The following is an 18,026-nucleotide window of genomic DNA, read 5'->3' as shown; positions in this document are numbered from 1 at the left end:
GTTTCTCATCTATGATTGCCGGCCGTTCCCGTTGTTTCGATCGCGTGATCCGCCGCCCGATCGCCGGCGTGACGGCTACTGGGATCGATCCCTCACTCCTGCCCCTGAAAGCGCTGACCGGCATGCCTTTGCTCAAGATCGAGACTCGACCCAAGGCGAAAGCCGCGGACCGCCCGCGTGAGCCGCGCCCGTCCGGCGCGCGCCCGCCGGACGCGGGCCCTACCGGCGGCGGCCTGCTGCCGATCATCGCCGGCGGCAGCTTGGCGCTGCTCCTCCTGGCCGGTGTGGCAGCGGTCCTCCTGCGCCGCCAGCCCGACGTGACCATGCCGCCGGCGCAGGCTCCGGCGAACGGCGCGGCGGCAGCGGTGCCGGGCGCCGCGCCGGGCGTTGGCGCCGGCGTCGTGCCGACGACGCCGCCGCTGACCGCGCTGGCCAACGTCCCGCCGCTCAACCCCGACTTCCCGCGCGAATCGATGGTCGCCAACATCGACGGCGTGCCGTTCCTGATGGCCGATCTCGAGATCGCCGTCCGCGTGGCGCGCACGATCGCCACGCTCTCGGCCGACCCCGTGCCGAACTACGACGACGTGGCGGGCATGCGGGCCTTCCAGGTCAAGCTGCTGCGGCGGCAGATCGACGCGATCCTGTTGGAGAACGCGGCGCGCACGATGCCCGACAAGCCGCCGCCGCTTTCCGCGCAGGAGCTGATCGATAGCCTCCTGGCCCGCCAGAGTGCGGCGCGGCAGCAACTCGATGATGCGATGGCGGCGAACGGCGTCGCCGAGGCGAACGTGGTGGCCTTCCTGCAACGGGCCGGCGACATCGACCTGTTCATCCAGTCCGCGATCCTCAAGGACCTGCCGCAGGAGGAGCGCCAGAATGCCGAGCGGCGCGACGCGTTGGTTCGCGACTGGCTCGACCGGGCGTGGGAGACGCAGAGCGTCCAGATCTACTTCTACGATCCCGACAGCGTTCTGCCGGCTGAGGAGCGCGGCGCCGAACCGGGGACGCAGCCATGAACGACGGGGAGGTCGCAATGGTTGACGAACGGGACGGCCGACCGGTCGCCTCCCGCCCTTGGCCGCTGATCTACGTCCTCACCGCCGCGGCGATGCTCGGCGTCGGCTTCGCCTCGGGGCGGGTCGTCGCGCGCTTGCGGGCGCCCGCGCCGGCGGCGCCGGTCAGCGGGGCGGAGGGCGAGGCGACGCTCGCGGCGATGCTCGGCGCGCTGAAGGGGGCCGACGCACCGGCCGGCGTCGATGGCCGGGCCATGGCGCCGACCCCCGCCGCTCCGCCCGTGGCCGGATCCGACACGGGGGTGCTCTCGGTTGGCGTCGTCGAGCCGGGCATGGCCAACCTCGGCGATCTGGCGCCGACCTTCCGACTGAGCGGGCCGGCGCCGGAGACGATCGTCGACTTGGCTGACTACGCCGGCAAGGCCGTGCTCCTCAATTTCTGGGCGACGTGGTGTGTGCCGTGTCGCCACGAGATGCCCTTCCTTCAAGCGCTCCACGACGCACACGCCGACGCCGGCGATCTGGCGGTGGTGGCGGTCGATGTCGATGAGCCGGCCGAACTCGTCGCGCCCTACCTGGCCGAGCTCGGCCTGACGTTCCCGGTCGGGCTCGACGTGGATGGGCAGGTGGCCGACACGTACCGGATCGGCACGTATCCGACGACCTACCTTCTGGGCCGGGACGGCCGGATCATGTCGATCAAGCGCGGCGCGTACGGCAGCCCGTACGAGCTGGAGCAGGCGGCGTCGTTGATGCTTCGGCCGTAGTCCTCCGGCGCCGCATGGCCGTCGGCCGTGCGGCGATCGGTCGACGGCGGGCGGGGGACGCGCCGTTTCTCTTCGTGTTCTCGTCGTGGGGATGAATGGGGCCCGGTGGCCTCCCCGGTCTTCAAAATCGGTGAGCGGCGGTGTGTAGCCGGCGCTGGTGGGTTCGACTCCCATGCATCCCCGACACAGCGCGCGGGCCTTCCGATCTCGGAAGGCCCGCGCGCATGTTCATTCGTCACACCATGTGCCGCGCCGGGGCGATGCGAACGCGTCGCCCGGAGGCCCGCGCCGCCCATACCGCCCGCGCATCCCCACCAAGCAGGCGCGCTACGCCGCGCCTTCGACCCCATGGCCAGCCGCCATGTATCGCGGCTCCGCCCGATCGCTGTCCGGCCGCCGCACCGTTCGGCTTGGTCACCGGACTAGAATGGACCCTTCGCGCGCCGTGCCGAGGAGCACCACATGGCCGTCGTTGCCCAGCCCGCCACGACCGAGTTCGCGCTCACGCGCCCCTATCGAACGGACCGTCGCTCCGCCGGGCGCTGGGTGCTGTCGCACGTCCTGCGCCACGGCTGGCTGATCCCGATCGTCCTCGTCGGTGCGCTCGGCAATGCCGTGCTGGCCGGCGTCGTGCCGAAGCTGGTCGGTGAGGCGTACGGTGCCTTGGCGGGCGCCGCGGCGAGCACGGCGTCGGGTGGCATCTCGGCGTGGGAGCCGGCGATGGCCACGATCATCCGGGTGGCGTGGCTCCTCATCGCCTCGCAGACGGTGCGCGCCGTGCTGCAGCTCGGGCGCAACGCCGGGAGCGAGGCGTTCGGCCAGCGGCTCGAGCGGGACGTGCGCGACGAGCTCTACGCCAGCCTGCTCGGCAAGAGCATGACGTTCCACGGTCGGCAGCCCGTCGGCGACACGATGGCCCGCGCGACGAACGATGTGCGCGAGCTGAACCTCATGTTCAACCCCGGCCTCAACCTCGTCATCGGCTCCGGGTTCTTCCTCGTCATGCCGGCCGTGTTCGGCTACACGATCCATCCCCAGCTGGCGATCGTCCCGACGCTGTTCGTGCTCAGCTATGTCTGGGCCCTGCGGGCGTACCTGCGCCAGCTCGCCCCCGTCACACGGGAGGCGCGCGAGACGTTCGGCCGGCTGAACAGCCGCCTGGCCGAGGCGATCGACGGGATCGAGGTCGTGAAGAGCGCCGCGCAGGAGGGGGCCGAGGTCGAGCGGTTCACGGTGAACGCACGGGCCTACCGCGACGCCATCGTGCGGCAGGGCGACCAGGAAGCGCGCTTCCTGCCGCTCCTGCTCATGGGTCTGGCGATCACGTTCGGCTTTGCGCACGTGGCGTGGCTGGCGCGCCAGCCGGGCAGCGGCGTGGCGATCAAGGACATCGTGGCCTACACCGGCTATCTCGGCCTGTTCGGCTTCCCGACGTTCGTCTCGCTCTTCGCCTACAGCCAGGTCAGCCTCGGCATGGCGTCGGCCCGGCGGATCCTCGAGCTGATCAATCGCAGCACGGACCTCGATCAGAACAGCGGCGGGCATGCGGCGGACATCGAAGGCGAGATCGTCTTCGAGGGCGTCCGGTTCGGATACGACGCGGCATCGCCCGTCCTGCGCGACGTGAGCTTCCGCGTGTCGCCCGGCCAGACCGTGGCGATCGTCGGCCAGACGGGCGCCGGCAAGACGACGCTGGCCCGACTGATCAACCGCACCTATGACGTCGACGCCGGCCGCGTCACCGTCGACGGCGTCGACGTGCGCGAGTGGTCGCTCGAGCGGCTGAGGCGGCAGATCGCGATCATCGAGCAGGCGCCGTTCCTCTTCAGTCGCTCCGTGGCCGAGAACATCGCCTTCGGCTGCCCGGACGCGACGCGCGCCGAGATCGAGGCCGCGGCACGCGAAGCGCAGGCGCACGGCTTCATCGAGCGCCTGCCCGAGGGCTACGACACCGTCATCGGCGAGCGCGGCGTTACGCTCTCCGGCGGCCAGCGACAACGACTGGCGATCGCCCGTGCCCTGATCACGGACCCGCACATCCTCGTCCTCGACGATTCGACGAGCGCGATCGACTCCGCGACCGAGGACCGGATCCAGCGCGCGATGCGCCGCGCCGCCCACGGCCGGACGACGGTCCTCATCACCCACCGGCTGTCGCAGATCCGGTGGGCGGACGTCGTCGTCGTCCTCCGCGGCGGCGCGGTCGAGGCGGTCGGCCGGCACGACGAGCTGTTGGACACGTGCCCCCCCTATCGCCGGATCTTCGTCCGGCTCGCCCCAGGCGACGTCGAGGACGTCATGGGCGACGGTGCGGGTGTGGCGCCATGATGTTCAACAACCTCGACGTCGAGGCCTACGATCGGCAGTACGGCGATGCCGCCCTGATCCGGCGCGCGGCAATCTACTTCCGCCCGCACCGCGCGCAGCTCGTCCTCGTCGCGGTCGGCGTCCTCGTGATCTCGGCGCTGTCGGCCGGCGTGCCGCTCGTGCTGGCGTTTGCCGTCAACCGGTTCGGCGCGGCCGGGGCGGCGGCCGTGCCGCAGCGTGTCGTCCTGGGCCTCATCGCCTTCCTGTTCGTCAGCTGGGTCCTCATCTGGGCCGGCAACTTCGTCCGGCGCAGGGCGCTGGCGCGGACGATCGGCGACATCGTGCTCGCGCTGCGGCGGGATGCGTTCAAGGCCGCCGCCTCGCACGACCTCTCGTTCTACGACCGCTTCGCGTCGGGCCGGATCGTCAGCCGGATCACGTCGGACACGTCGGACATCGCCCAGAGCGTGACGCTCGTCGGCGACCTGCTCTCGCAGGTCATCGAGGTCGCGATCCTGGCGGTCGTCGCGACGACGTACTCCTGGCGCCTGATGCTCTGGACGCTCCTCACGGTGCCGGTGCTCTTCGTCTTCACGTGGGGCTTCCGCTCGATCGCCCGCAGCGTCACCCGGCAGGGATCGCGGGCGATGGGCGAGGTGAATGCGAAGACGTTCGAGACCATTGCCGGCATCGCCGTGGCCAAGAACTTCCGGCGCGAGCAGACGGTGTACGACGAGTTCGCGGCCGTGAACCGGACGAGCTACCGCCTGAACTTCACGCGCGGCTTCACGCTGGCGATGGTCTTCCCGGTGCTGAACCTGCTGATCGGCGTCGGAACGGCGCTCATCGTCTGGCGCGGCGCCATCGAGGTTCGCCAGGGGCTGCTGACGCTCGCGGCTTGGTTCCTGTTCGCGCAGATGATGGACCGGATCTGGTTCCCGATCATCAACATCTCGTCGTTCTGGAGTCAGGTGCAGGTCGGGTTCGCGGCCGTGGAACGCGTGTTCGCGCTGATCGACGCCGAGCCGTCCGTGAAGCAGACGGCATCCGAGCCGGTGCCGCACCTGGCGGGCGAGATCACGTTCGACCACGTGCGCTTCGGCTACGGCGACGCCGAGCCCGTCCTGCCCGACTTCAGCCTCCACATCCGCGCCGGCGAGAGCGTCGCGCTCGTGGGCCACACCGGCGCCGGCAAGTCGTCCATCGCCCGGCTGGTGGAGCGCTTCTACGAGTTCCAGGCGGGCACGATCCGCATCGACGGCCGCGACGTGCGCACGTTCGATCTGACGGCGTACCGCCGCCACCTCGGCATCGTCCCGCAGATGCCGTTCCTGTTCAACGGGACCGTCGCCGACAACATCCGCTACGCCCGACCCGAAGCGACGGACGCCGAGATCGAGGCGCTGGCCATGCGGATCGGCGACGGGGAGTGGCTGACGGCGCTGCCCAACGGCCTTGCGACGGACGTCGGCGAACGCGGCGACCGACTGAGCGTCGGGCAGCGGCAGCTCGTGAGCCTGATGCGGGTCATCGTCCAGGGCCCGGCGATCTTCATCCTCGACGAGGCGACGGCGTCCATCGATCCGTTCACCGAGGCTCAGATCCAGGAGGCGCTCGAGCTGATCCTGGCCGAGGCGACGTCGATCGTCATCGCCCACCGGCTGAGCACGGTCCAGGCGGCGGACCGGATTCTGGTTCTCGAGAGCGGCCGGATCATCGAGGAGGGCGACCACGCCGCGCTCATGCGCGGCGGCGGGCACTATGCCGAGCTGTACGACACGTACTTTCGGCATCAGTCGTTGGACTACGTGGTGCCGGAGGAGGAAGGGGTGGTGGGCGCGTCGGGGGCCGAAGGGGGCAACGGCTTCAGCCGTTGATCTCTTGTCTCTTCAATCGTCACCTCCCCGCCTTGCAGACATAACACAACACCTCTATCATCCCGCCCGCTCGCTCACCCTTCGATCCCTTCGTCGGACGGCGGCGCCGTCAGCCAGGCGACCGCTTCTTCGAAACCCCACACCAGGAGGGACCCATGGCCCGATGGCGAATCGGACGCGTCGTGCTGCCGCTGGCGATGCTCGCCGTGCTGGCCGGCTGCGACGCGCTGCCGACGGACGACGGCGACGACGGTGGGTCGGCCGCCACCGAACAGGCCGGCGATGCCGGCGATGAGGCCGAGGCCCCCGGCCCCGGACGCGGCGACACGAAGCGCGCGATGACCGAGACCCAGGGTGCCGGCACCGAGGATGGGGACGCGGCCGACCGCAGCGCCGGCATGGCGATGACGTCGGATGAGATGGCGGCCCGTGAGGCGAGCGAGAACGCCCCTCCCGGCCCGGCGAACATGCTCACGGACGACGAGGTCGCGCGGGCATCCGATCTGGCCGTTGCCTCCACCGTCGTGCAGGACGTCGTGGCCTCGGCCGTCGACCGCAGCGCAGTGCAGGCAGGGACGTCGGACACGGATCTCGACGCGGCGTCGGCCGAGGACCGCGTGGCGGCATTGGCCGAGCGGCCGAGCTACCGGGTGCTGTACACCCAACGGCTGAACGAAAAGGGCGGCACGGCGCGGGCTGCCGAGGTCGGGATCTACCGCTACGACACCGGCGAGGCCGTATACGCCAAGGTCGACCTGGCGAGCGGCGACGTGAGCGCGCTCGAGGCCCCGCTGGGCGCCGGTCTGCCGCTCGTGCGCGAGGAGATCGACGAGGCGGCGATGGTCGCGCGGCAGGATGAGCGGGTCATCGAGAAGCTCGAGGCGGCCGGCCTCGACGCGGCGACCGCCATCGCCAACGGCCTGATCACGCGCGCCGAGGACGGCCCGTGCGCCGAGCACCGCTGCGTGCGCCTGTTCTTCGGCACCGTCAAGGCGCCGCTGCCGACGTTCACCGCGGTCGTCGACCTCGTGACGCTGCAGGTCGTCGACGTCGCCGACATGCCCGCGGCCAGCGAGGCCGGGACGGCGCACTCGGACGCGGATGCGCCCATCGACGCGGCGTCGGCCGGCGCGGCGGACGAAGGGTACGCTGCGCCTGAAGATGCACCGGAAGATGCACCGACAGCCGATCCGATGGAAGGAAACCAGCCGTGAGCGCAGATGGGAGCGCTGCAGTGATCATCGAACAACCGCGGCATCGAGGTCGGCTGGCGGGGATCGCCGCCGGGCTGGCCGTCCTGGCGATCGCGCTCTTTGGCCGTCCCGTCGCGGTGTCCGCCCAGGCCAGCGCCTATTGCGGCGGCCAGAACCTGGCCGAGGGCGCGAACTGGTCCATCTGCTGGGAGATCCGGGCGAACGAGGGCTTGGCGATCACGCAGGCGTTCTACAAGAGCCCGGACGGCTGGCAGCACGTGATGAGCGACGGCACGGTCGCCCAGATCTTCGTCCCGTACGAGACCGGCACGCCGCGCTACCACGACGTGGCGTACGGGCTCGGCGCGGCAATGCAGCCGCTTAACCAGCCGATCGACTGTGCGCACGGCTCGCTCCTGCAGGGCGGCAAGGTGTGCCGTGAGATCATGGACAGCGGGATCGCATCGCGCTTCTGCGCCGGCAACTGCGCCGGGCGGCGGGGCAAGGCGCTGCGGCTCCTGGTGAGCAGCCAGATGGGCGCGTACAACTACCTGACGAGCTGGATGTTCCACGACGACGGAACGATCCATCCCGAGGTCGGCCTCGCCGGCGCGCTCCAGTTCGGCAACACGGCCCATCTGCACAACGTGTACTGGCGCCTGGACATCGACATCGAGGATCCCGAGGGCGACAGCGTCGAGGAGTTCTACCGCGTCGCCCCGGTCACCGGCGGCGGCGCCACGGGCGCGAACGGCTGGAACACGCTGCTGGGCGAGACCTATCGCCCGACCGACCTGACGACGTTCCGCAAGTGGCGCGTCGTGGACCACAACCGCGGCAACAGCCAGGGCCTGGCGATGAGCTACGAGCTGATCCCGAGCCCCGGCGACGGCCAGCTGCGCGCCAAGCCCAACGAGGGCTTCTCGCGCGGCGAGTTCTGGGTCACCAAGCAGAAGCCCGGCGAGCGCTTCGTCAGCACGGACGACGCCGACATCCTGAGCACGTACATCACGGGCGACAACGTGATCAACGACGACATCGTCATCTGGTACGCCGTGCACGCCTACCACGAGGTCCGCAGCGAGGATGCGCCGTACATGCCGGTGGAGTGGGTGGGGTTCCACATGCGGCCGCGGGACTTCATGGGGCGGGGGCCGTAGGGAGCGGGGGCCGCAGGCTCCGCGCTCGCTGCGCCTCGCCGAGACGCCCGATACGCTACGGCAACCGACCGTGCCCGACCACGTCCTCCTCGATGACGTCGCCTGCCCGCACTGCGCCAGCCCGCTGGTTTCGATCGAGGCGGCCGCGGCGGACGACCGGATCACGCGGGGCAGGATCCGCAGGGCGAACTTGTCGCTACGCTGGATCGGCGTGATCGGATCGATCATCGTCGTCAGCACGGCGTACCAGATCGTGCGGCTCCTGCGCGACGGCGGGAGCGCTGCAGAGTGGCAGCCCACCGTCGAAGGCGTGTTCCTTGGCGCGGTCGTGGTCGTTCCGTTCGTGGTTGCGGCGGTGCGGCTGTGGGGCCATGCGCACACGCGGCGAACCGGCCGTCTCGCGACGTGTCATGCCTGCGGGCATCGATGGCCCTTGCTCTGAGAACGGACGACGCCGGCCGCCCTTCAGAACCCCAACAACGCCCGCATCCGCCCCGCAATCTCCCCCACCGTCGGTACGACCCCCTCCATCAACGCCAAGCTGTACGGCACCGGGCAGTCCGGCGCCCCCACCCGCACCACCGGCGCATCCAGCACGTCGAACGCCTCCTGCGCCACGACCGCCGCGATCTCACCGCCGAAGCCGGCCGTCAGGTTGTCCTCGTGGACGATCAGGCACCGGCCCGTTCGACGGACGCTCTCCAGCACCGCCCCGCGGTCCCATGGGACGATCGTGCGCAGGTCGAGGATGTCGACGGACGCGCTCGGGACGCCGTGCCGATCGCCGCCCGCCTCCGCGGCCTCTCGATCGAGCGCCTCGGCCGCTTCCAGGCACCGGTGCACCATCGCGCCCCACGTCACGACCGTCAGATCGTCCCCTGCCCGCACGCGGTTCGCGACGCCGAACGGAATCGCGTAGCTGTCGCCTGGATAGGGGCGGCGGGCCTGGGCGCCGAAGTACAGGGCGCGGTGCTCCAGAAAGTAGACCGGGTCGTCGCCGCGCAGCGCCGTCCGCAGCAGGCCGACGGCGTCCTCGGCGTTGGACGGCATCACGACCCGCCAGCCGAAGCTGTGGGCGAAGACGCTCTCGCCGGAAATGCTGTGCCACGGATCGCCCGTCGCCGGGCTGAAACCGACCGGCATCCGGACGATGACCGGTGCCGCGAACCGGCCGTTCGTCCGCCACCGGACCGTGCCGCAGTCGTTCAGCTGCTCGGTCGCCGGGTCGGCGTACTTCCGGAACTGGATCTCGGGCACGGGCACGAGGCCGGCATAGGCCAGGCCGACCGCCCGGCCGATGATCCCTTCCTCCGTCAGCGCCGTGTCGAACACGCGCGCTGGGCCGAACTTCAACTGCATGTCGCGCGTCAGGCCGTGCACGCCGCCCTTCACGCCGACATCCTCGCCAAAGACGACGAGCCGCGGTTGCACGGCCAGCTCGGCCTCGAGCGCGAGGCGAATCGCGTCGACCATGTTGATCCGGACCGGCTCGGGCGGCTGGGGTGCTGCCTCCCAGTCGGCGGTCAGCCCGACGCCCTCGGGGCGCGTGCCGCCGACGACCTGCACGATGTCGCCGTCCGTCGCCGCCGACGCGGACAGCCGCCCACTCGACGCCTCGCCTGCGCGGCGGATCCCGCCGACCGACGAGAACACGCGCGTCGCCGCCGTCGCCGGATCGCCATCCGGCTGTGCTTCCGCCCGCAGCCGTGCCGCGGCGACGTCGGTTTCGACCTGGCTGACAAGATCGTCCCAGGAGGACTCGTCCAACCGGCTCGGCACGAGGAACGCCTTGAGCCGCGGCAGCGGATCGCGGGCCTCCTCGGCCTGGCGGGTGGCGTCGTCCTTGTAGGACTGGTTGTCCTGGATGGAGTGCCCGCACAGCCGCGGCACGGCCAGGCGGAGCAAACACGGTCCGGTGCCCGAGCGGACGTGCGCGACGGCCCGGTCGATCAGGCCGGCCGCGAGGGCGGGATCCGTGCCGTCGCCGTCGAGGATGAGGACGCCCTCGTAGCTGGCCAGGTTGGACGCGATGTTGGCGCCCGGCGTCTGAAACGTCGAGGGCACGCTGATCGCATAGCCGTTGTCCTCGATGAGCATCAGGAGCGGCAGCCGGCCGGTGGCGGCCATGTTCAGCGCCGCCCAGAAGCCCGGCGTCGCGCAGCTCCCGTCGCCGCCGAGCACGACCGCGATCGCACCGCCCCACTCGGTCTCGCCGAGGATCTCGGACCGGTAGCGGATCCCGTGCGCCCAGCCGACGGCCGGCGTGTACTGTGCGCCGACGTCGCCGCTCATCGGCAGCACGGTCTGGCGCCCGCGCGACGGCAACGAGAACACGACGCCGATGTCGCGGCCGCCGGTCGGCGAGCCGGCGCGGGCCATCGTCGCCGCCATCGCCTCCTCGGGCTCGAGGCCGGCGGTCAGCATGAACGGGCGGGAGCGGTAGTACACCGTGGCGGCGTCGTGCGGGTGGTCGAGCCAGAGGCCGAGCAGCGCCTGGGCCAACTCGTGGCCGCGCGCCGAGAACTGGTACTTCACGAGCCCGCTCGGCGCAAGCTCCCGCTCCTCGGTGGCATCGATCGCCCGCGAGGTGAGCACCGTCCGGGCGACGGCCAGCCAGTCCACGCGGTCGACGGCGGCGGAGCGGTCGAGGGCGGCCGGGGCTGAAGAGGGCGGGGCGGCGGACGGCGGGGCGGTCGGGGCGGTGAACATCGCGGCACTCCGGCGCGGCAGCGGGGCGGGACAAAGGTGGCTGAGGATAGCACAGCCGTGGAGGCCGTTCTTGACGCCGCGACCCGCGTGGTATACTACCCAACGGCCCCGCTTCACGCCCAGGGCCTTCATCCGTATGCCGACGCCATCCATCGTTTGGATGAACCACCGTACCGACGAACGAGGTGGGACATGGTCCAGAATCCGGTCAAGGGTCATCAGTTCGATCTGCGCCGCAGCTGGCTCGCGCTGCCGCTCGTTGCGGCCGCGTTGCTTGTCTTCTTCCAAGCGCAGGCCACATCGGCCTCGGCGCCCGGCGAGCGGATCCTGCCGGAAGAGCAGGCCGTCGTCGACCTCGTGAATGCCGAGCGCAAGAAGGCAGGCCAGAAGCCGCTCATCGTGAACTATTCGCTGCAGGAAGCGGCGTGGGCGCACAACGAGCACATGGTCGCCAAGAAGTGCTTCTCCCACACCGGCTGTGGCGACGGCGCGCCGGGCGACCGCGTGAGGAAGACGGGCTACATGGCCGTCACGGTCGGCGAGAACATCGCACAGGGCCAGCCCGACGCGGCGGCGGTGATGGACAGTTGGATGAACTCGAGCGGCCACCGCAAGAACATCCTGTCCAGCAAGTACACGGACATCGGCGTGGCCTACAGCCCGCAGCCCATCGACTTCAGCCCGGTCTGGACCCAGGTGTTCGCCGTGCCGCAGCCCGATTACCGCACCGTGACGCCGCCGCGCGCCCCGCAGCCCACGGCGAAGCCGCAGGAGTGCAAGATCGCCGAGGACGTGAACGCCGACCGGATCGTGAACCGCCTCGACGTCGAGGCCGTGAGCGGTCGGTTCCTCGACACGCCCGGCGCCGCCACGTGGGATCCGCGCTACGACGTCGTCCCGAACGGCATGATCGATCTGTACGATGTCTTCGGCGTCGTCAAGGCAATGGGCGCGAGCTGCCCGTAGGCCCGACGCAGACAAGCGCCGTCGTGGTGCCCTCCATCCTCGTCCACGGCGGCGCCGGCTTCCACGCGCCGTCCAACGTGCCGGCCAAGCGCGCCGCTGCCCGGGCGGCGGCCGACGCCGGCTGGCACGTCCTGCTGCGCGGCGGCTCCGCCCTCGACGCCGTCGAGGCTGCCGTTCGCCTCCTCGAGGACGATCCGCTGTTCGACGCCGGCTACGGCAGCTACCTGAACCGGGACGGCGAAGTCGAACTCGACGCGATCCTTGTGGACGGCGAGACGCTGCGCTTCGGGGCAGTGGCCGCGGTGCACGGTGTGAAGAACCCGATCACGCTGGCCCGCCGCGTGATGGACGGTTGCCCGCACCACCTCCTCGTCGGCGATGGCGCGCACCGCTTCGCCCGCGAGTGCGGTCTGACGGTGCCCGGCCTTGCGCTCATCGCGCCCGACGTGCACGCCCGCTGGCTGGCCGGCCGCGCCGGCACGACGCCCGCCGAGCCGGACGAGCACGATCGTCTCCGCTCGCCCGACGGTGTGCCGGACGGTGCGCCGGACGAGGTGCCCGACGGCGCGCCGCCCGCCGCCCGCACGCCGGCACTGCCCGGCGACACCGTCGGCGCCGTCGCGTGCGACGCGTTCGGGCACTTCGCCGCCGCCACTTCGACCGGCGGGATGAGCGACAAATGGCCCGGTCGCGTGGGCGACTCGCCGATCATCGGCAGCGGGGCGTGGGCGGACGACCGGGGCGGCGCCGTGTCGTGCACCGGGCACGGCGAGTTGATCATGCGCGTCTGCCTGGCCCACCACACCGGCCTGTCGATGTGCCAGGGCGCCACCGCCGAAGATGCCGCGCCGGCGGCTGTCCGCTATCTGGCCGACCGCACCGGCGGCCAAGCGGGGCTGATCGTGCTCGACGCGACCGGCCGCCCGGGCTGGGCGCGCAACACGCACGCCATGCCCGTCGCCTGGCGCAACACCGACGGGTCCGGCGACGACCTCTGACGCAGCCGATGCCGCGGCAACTGGCCCTAACGCGACGCCGCGAACACCGTTATCGCCCCCGAATCGACCCACACGCCGGCGGCGCACCTGCGCCGCAGCGCAAGGGTCGTTCCGTTGGGCGATATTCATTCGGTCATCGGAGCCGCGGCCATGCGCGGCCTCCGTCCGTGAGGTGGAATGATGGGGCGTTTCGGCCGCGCAATCCTTGTGGCTCCGCTGTTCGTGATCGGTCTTGCCGCCGGCCTGCTGCCGGCCCTCCTCGGTGGGCAGCCGTCCACCGGTGCGACGCAGCAGGCCGGTTGGACGATCCTCGACGACGACGGCCCGGCGAATTGTCCGCCGACCGACGCCGGCCGCGACGTGAACACCGCCTGGTACCGCCTCGGGCGCGACCAGCTGGCGCTGCGCGTCTGCCTTGCCGGCGCGCCCGGCTGGCCGTCCGCCGGCGGCGCCGTCGCGGACGCGCGCTACAAGTGGCGGATCGAGACGGATCACGGCTCGTTCCTGCTCATGCTCGAAGACCGCGACGTCGCGGCCGGCGGTGCGGCGGACTCGGACGGCATGGGTGAGCTGACGCTGCTCGACGACCCGAACGGCAACGGCCGCTTCAGCGACGACTGGGCATCGAGCGACCCGCCGGCGTACCTGAACAACGCGATCGGCAGTCCCGCTTGGCGGCGCATCCGCGCGACTTCCGGCGGTGCCGGCCAGTCGGCCAGCGGCCGCGGGCTGTCGTTTACCCTAGGGGTCGGTACGTGCGGCCCCGTCGTGGACATGACCGTTGATCTTGCGCTTATCGGCAACCCGAGCCAGGTCTGCGCCCAATGGGGCACGGACGACGAGGCGCGCAGCCTCGACGGATCGGCCGCCTGCGACAGCGGGGCGCGCCGCTGCTTTGCCGTGAACGACGTGCCGACGAACACGCCGGTGGTCATCGCACCGACGGCCACCAAGGTTCCCCCGACGCGCACGCCGACGCTGGACCCGCCAACCGTCGTCCCGCCGGCGACGGCCGAGCCGACGGACACGGATGTGCCGCCGACGGCCACCCGAACCGCCACCCGAACCGCAACACCCGAGCCCACGGACGCCCCGCCGACGGCCGTCCCGCCGGCGACGGCCGAGCCGACGGACACGGATGTGCCGGCGACGGCCACCCGCACCGCCACCCGCACCGCCACGCCCGAGCCCACGGACGTCCCGCCGACGCCCACGGACGATCCGCCGACGCCCACGGACGATCCGCCGACGGCCACGCGCACCGCAACACCCGCGCCGACGGATACGGACGTGCCGCCCACGACGACGCACACGGCCGTGCCGCCGACGCAGACGAGCGCGCCGACCGCCACGCAAGCGCCGGTCGAACCACCCGCCACCGTTCCACCGACGTCGACGCCGGGCAGCGCGATCGACACGCCGACCGTCAAGGCGCCGTCCGCGACGGTCGCCGTGCCGACCGTGGAGCCGACGCCGACGTCGCCCGTCCCGTCGCCGACCGGGCTGCCGTCGGGTACGGCGACCGCATCGGCTACGTCGCCCCTGCCCACCCCCAACGTCGCGACCGCCACGCGCACCGCGACCTCGGCGCCGGTGCCCGTCGTGACCGCGACGGCGACGACCGGGGGCGGCACGTCGCCGGGCGCGACGCCGACACGGCGGCCTGGGACGGGATCGATGGACGTGCAGACGGTGGCTTTCCGATCGCCGACGACTCAGGGTCTGCCGGGACCGTTCCCGGCCACGGTGTATGCCGTGCTCCTCACGCCGTGGGGTACGCCGGCGATGCCGCCCGTCTCGATGCGACTTCTGCAGGGCAGCAATGGCTACGCGCACTTCTACAACCTCGAGCCCGGCCAGTACCGCGTCTGGATGGACGTGCCCGTCGGCTGGAACCCGATCCCGGGGACGGGGCCGAGCCAGTACCTCTGGATCCAGCCGAACGGTCCGAACTGCCAGGCGCTGTTCCAGTACCAGGCGTGCAGCTACTGCCCGAACGGCGGTCCCGGCGGCCTGCCGCCCGTCCCGCCCGGCCCGCCGACGCTCGAGCCGCCCGGCGGCTTCCCGACGCCGCCCGCGCCGCCGACCTTCATCCCGCCGCCCCCGACGCCGCGGCCGATCTACAACCAGAGCCCCGACCGGCCGAACATCGGCGCGTATGCCGCCCTCCCGATCCTGGGCTACCTGGGCAACGATCAGGTTTGCGACGCCTGGATCGAAGCGCAGAACGTCGGCGATCGGCCGGCCAAGGTGCTCGTCCTGGTGTGGGGCGCGCCAGGCTTCTGCCCGCCGCAGTGTGCCGGGCCGCTGAAGGTGGAGTGCTCCGGTCTCCTGGCGCCGGGCAGCACGTGGAACTTCCTTGGCGCGCAGCTGCCGTCGAGCGCCAAGAGCGGCATGGCGTTCTCGGCGAACACGGACATGATCCAGGGTCCGCACGGCCAGGACTACTATGCGGACGCGCTGTGCGAGACGCTGTTCGAGACCGTGGTCGGCAACTGCCACGAGTACCGCCGCTTCTTCCAGGCGTTCACCGAGGGCGGCTTCTGGAACGGCTTCAACTTCCACTCCCCGCCGTGCCAGCCGATCGCCGTCGAGGTGCTGCGCAAGTGCCCGGGCGACCTGCGGCCGGAGGTGAACGTGGCGGCCAGCTACGAGGGGGTCGCCGGCGAGTGGCTCGGCAAGTACGACAGCGTGTACGGCGGCTACGCGTTCTTCGCGCCGTCGCTGTACGCGGCGCAGGGCGGCTTCAACAGCATCCTCTACATCCAGAACGCCGGCCTCGAGTGCTCGTCCATCGAGATCTGGTTCAAGGCGCAGGACGACTGCCTGCGCAGCCGGATCTGCGACATCGCGACGCTCGCGCCCGGCGAGACGTACCAGTTCGACGTTGGCGGCTGCATGCCGGCCGGCTGGTACGGTTCCAGCTGGGTGCGATCCACCCAGCCGCTGGCGATCGCCGTCGACCACGTGGGCAACGACGTCCTGATGACCTACAACGGCACCCCGAGCGAGCTGAACTACGTCTTCAACGGCGAGCCGGCCTACACCGTCGGCAGCCAGGTGGCCTACGGGCCGCTCGTCTACTCCGAGTACCAGGGCTGGGACACGGCGGTCATCGTCCAGAACGAGTCCAAGGTGGCCGCCGCCAAGGTGAAGGTCTACTTCCAGGACCGCTCGGGGGGGATCATCACGACGGTGGCCGACTGGGTCTGCGCGGGCGGATCGCAGACGTTCTTCCTGCCGGTGATCGCCGACCTGCCCGGCCACTGGGTCGGCAGCATCCGCGCCGAGAGCCAGGACTGGTTCTCGCCGGGCGCGCCGAACGTGCGGGCGCCGAACATCGTCGGCGTGGCGCAGCTCGTGAAGTACTCCGACGCGACGCGCACGTCGGCGAACGAGGCGATCGCCTACAACCTGTTCCCGGAGCAGCTGGCGTACGACTGGCAGCTCGGCAGCGGTCCGGGCGGGACGTACTCGGGGATCGGCCGGATCGGGATCCCGAGCTTCCTGAAGGACTACAAGCGCACCGGCGTCACGACCGAGATCGCGATCGCGAACATCGTCCCCAAACCCGGCTTCACGAACTTCGCGATCTTCATCTACGACCAGAACGGGCTGATCGACTACCTGTGCGAGATGCTGTCCGAGAAAGAGGTCGAGTACATCAACCTCCAGAGCTGGGGCTTCATCAACAGCGGCTTCAAGGGCTCGGCGATCATCAGCGCCACGTTCTGGGAGCACGACGTCTTCGACCCGCGCGGCGGCTTCACGCGAAACGTCGTCGGTCTGGCGGCGGTCAAGGTGGAGCGCGTCGGCACGGTCCTGGACGCGCCGATCCCGGGCGATGAGGCCTCGGGCAACATGGGCTTCCCGATCCCGGGCGCGTTCGCGTTCGCCGGGCCGTATGCGCCGGGATGCCCGGGGCAACCGGCCGCGCCGCCGCCGTCAGGCGGGCCGGCGCCGACGCCGGGGGGACCGCCGCCGCCACCGTTTCCCTAGCGGACGGTCGGCGCCCGGCGCGAACGTTGCTGCTGCGCGAAGCACGGATTGACAGAGCACGGATTGACAGAGGCCCGGCACGTGGACGCGTGCCGGGCCTCTTCCTGTTCCGGGCCGCGCGTCCATCTGACCGCCGGGCGCGGCCCGCAGCGCGACGTGCCCCCCAGGCCGGGGTCGCTCACCCCCACCCCCCGCTCCACACGATCAATCCCAACCCCACGGCCGCCGTGGCTGCGTACTCCATCACCACCCGCCGCGTAAGCCGTCCGGCGAGGTGCTGCTGGGCGATGCCGCAGAAGACGTAGAACGCGACGAGCAGGATCCCGCCGCCGCGCAGCGCCGAGACGCCCTGCAGGTTGAGTCCCCACGTGAGCTCGCCGAGGATGAGCGCCACGATCCCGGCGTGCACCCACGTGTTCTCGAGCTGCTCCTCGCTGGAGCGCAGGATCTCCAGCGCCAGTGGGAACGTGACCAGGCACACGGCCGGCACGCTGATCAGCGAGCGCTGATGAAGGCCGTGAATCGCGGCATACAACGCAAGGGCGGCGCCGTACGTCATGAAGTTCAGGCCGAGGCGGGCGGTGCGATAGTGGATGTCGTCCAGCTGGATCGTGTGGCGCTCGGCGACGATGACGAGCGTGAGCAGCCCGCCGAGGAGGATCACGCTGGCCACCCACTGCGCCACCCAGACACTCGATGCGGCGTGCAGCCGGGGGATCGCCACGGCGGCGGCCAGCGTCACGAGGCACGGGAGGATCCAGAACGTGGCGGCAAAGCGCGCGTCGACGTTGGCATGGCCGGACTCGATGCGGACGATCGCGTCCATTCCGACTGCGGTCATCGCGACGACGAGCGCGCCGATCAGCCAGACGCCGTCGACGGCGATCCCGAGCGGCGAGCCCAGGATGTTCAGCGACAGCCTGAGCGGCGGGATCGTGGCAAGGGACGCAACGGCAATGCCGGCCAGCACGAGGCTGATCAGCACGACGCTCCGGTCGCCGGGGGGGGATTCGGCATCCATGGGTCGCAAAGTG

General features: G+C 71.1%; 12 protein-coding genes and 1 tRNA gene. 11 read left to right on the top strand and 2 right to left on the bottom strand.

Features of this window, described 5'->3' with window-relative positions:
• The first annotated feature begins 44 nt into the window (after nucleotides 1-44).
• The 8 genes from IPG72_09730 (at nucleotide 45) to IPG72_09695 (ending at nucleotide 8,762) form a co-directional block, all read left to right on the top strand.
• Nucleotides 45-1,019: a hypothetical protein gene (locus tag IPG72_09730; GenBank protein MBK6769262.1), complete on the top strand. Its 975-nt coding sequence runs from the start codon at nucleotides 45-47 to the stop codon at nucleotides 1,017-1,019.
• Nucleotides 1,020-1,036: 17 nt separating this feature from the next.
• Nucleotides 1,037-1,783, top strand: coding sequence for a TlpA family protein disulfide reductase (locus tag IPG72_09725; protein ID MBK6769261.1), 747 nt, complete (start codon nucleotides 1,037-1,039; stop codon nucleotides 1,781-1,783).
• An 87-nt stretch (nucleotides 1,784-1,870) separates the two neighbouring features.
• Nucleotides 1,871-1,966 (top strand) — tRNA-Sec (locus IPG72_09720).
• Between the two features lie 279 nt (nucleotides 1,967-2,245).
• Entirely contained in the window at nucleotides 2,246-4,111 is a 1,866-nt protein-coding gene (locus IPG72_09715) for an ABC transporter ATP-binding protein (GenBank protein ID MBK6769260.1), read from the top strand.
• Entirely contained in the window at nucleotides 4,111-5,967 is a 1,857-nt protein-coding gene (locus IPG72_09710; GenBank protein MBK6769259.1) for an ABC transporter ATP-binding protein, read from the top strand. The genes IPG72_09715 and IPG72_09710 overlap by 1 nt, the downstream gene beginning before the upstream one ends.
• Nucleotides 5,968-6,122: 155 nt before the next feature.
• Nucleotides 6,123-7,181 (top strand): hypothetical protein, encoded by a 1,059-nt coding sequence (locus IPG72_09705; protein MBK6769258.1) that lies wholly within the window; start codon nucleotides 6,123-6,125, stop codon nucleotides 7,179-7,181.
• Nucleotides 7,178-8,320 (top strand): hypothetical protein, encoded by a 1,143-nt coding sequence (locus tag IPG72_09700; protein ID MBK6769257.1) that lies wholly within the window; start codon nucleotides 7,178-7,180, stop codon nucleotides 8,318-8,320. Before IPG72_09705 ends, IPG72_09700 begins: the two co-directional genes overlap by 4 nt.
• A 70-nt stretch (nucleotides 8,321-8,390) precedes the next feature.
• Nucleotides 8,391-8,762 carry a hypothetical protein gene (locus IPG72_09695; GenBank protein ID MBK6769256.1) on the top strand — a complete coding sequence of 124 codons (372 nt, stop codon included), beginning with the start codon at nucleotides 8,391-8,393 and terminating at the stop codon, nucleotides 8,760-8,762.
• 23 nt (nucleotides 8,763-8,785) lie between these two features.
• On the opposite strand, the gene IPG72_09690 is transcribed toward IPG72_09695, so the two are convergent.
• A complete protein-coding gene (locus IPG72_09690; protein MBK6769255.1) occupies nucleotides 8,786-11,029 on the bottom strand; it encodes a pyruvate dehydrogenase in 2,244 nt (747 codons plus the stop codon).
• Nucleotides 11,030-11,221: 192 nt separating this feature from the next.
• On the opposite strand from IPG72_09690, the gene IPG72_09685 reads away from it, so the two are divergent.
• The 3 genes from IPG72_09685 (at nucleotide 11,222) to IPG72_09675 (ending at nucleotide 16,992) form a co-directional block, all read left to right on the top strand.
• On the top strand, nucleotides 11,222-11,995 hold the full coding sequence (locus IPG72_09685) for a hypothetical protein (GenBank protein MBK6769254.1): 774 nt from the start codon (nucleotides 11,222-11,224) through the stop codon (nucleotides 11,993-11,995).
• A gap of 23 nt (nucleotides 11,996-12,018) precedes the next feature.
• The gene (locus tag IPG72_09680) at nucleotides 12,019-12,993 is read left to right on the top strand and encodes an isoaspartyl peptidase/L-asparaginase (GenBank protein ID MBK6769253.1); all 975 of its coding nucleotides are present in this window, start codon (nucleotides 12,019-12,021) and stop codon (nucleotides 12,991-12,993) included.
• A 222-nt stretch (nucleotides 12,994-13,215) separates the two neighbouring features.
• Entirely contained in the window at nucleotides 13,216-16,992 is a 3,777-nt protein-coding gene (locus IPG72_09675; protein ID MBK6769252.1) for a hypothetical protein, read from the top strand.
• Between the two features lie 178 nt (nucleotides 16,993-17,170).
• Here the strand turns inward: IPG72_09675 and IPG72_09670 are convergent, their stop codons facing one another.
• Complete coding sequence (locus tag IPG72_09670) at nucleotides 17,171-18,013, bottom strand: hypothetical protein (protein ID MBK6769251.1); 843 nt, start codon at nucleotides 18,011-18,013, stop codon at nucleotides 17,171-17,173.
• Between the last annotated feature and the right edge of the window lie 13 nt (nucleotides 18,014-18,026).

Source organism: Candidatus Avedoeria danica (genome assembly GCA_016703025.1).
Classification (GTDB): domain Bacteria; phylum Chloroflexota; class Anaerolineae; order Epilineales; family Epilineaceae; genus Avedoeria; species Avedoeria danica.
Note: the sequence above shows the minus strand (reverse complement) of the source record. Positions and strands in the feature narration are given on the sequence as shown.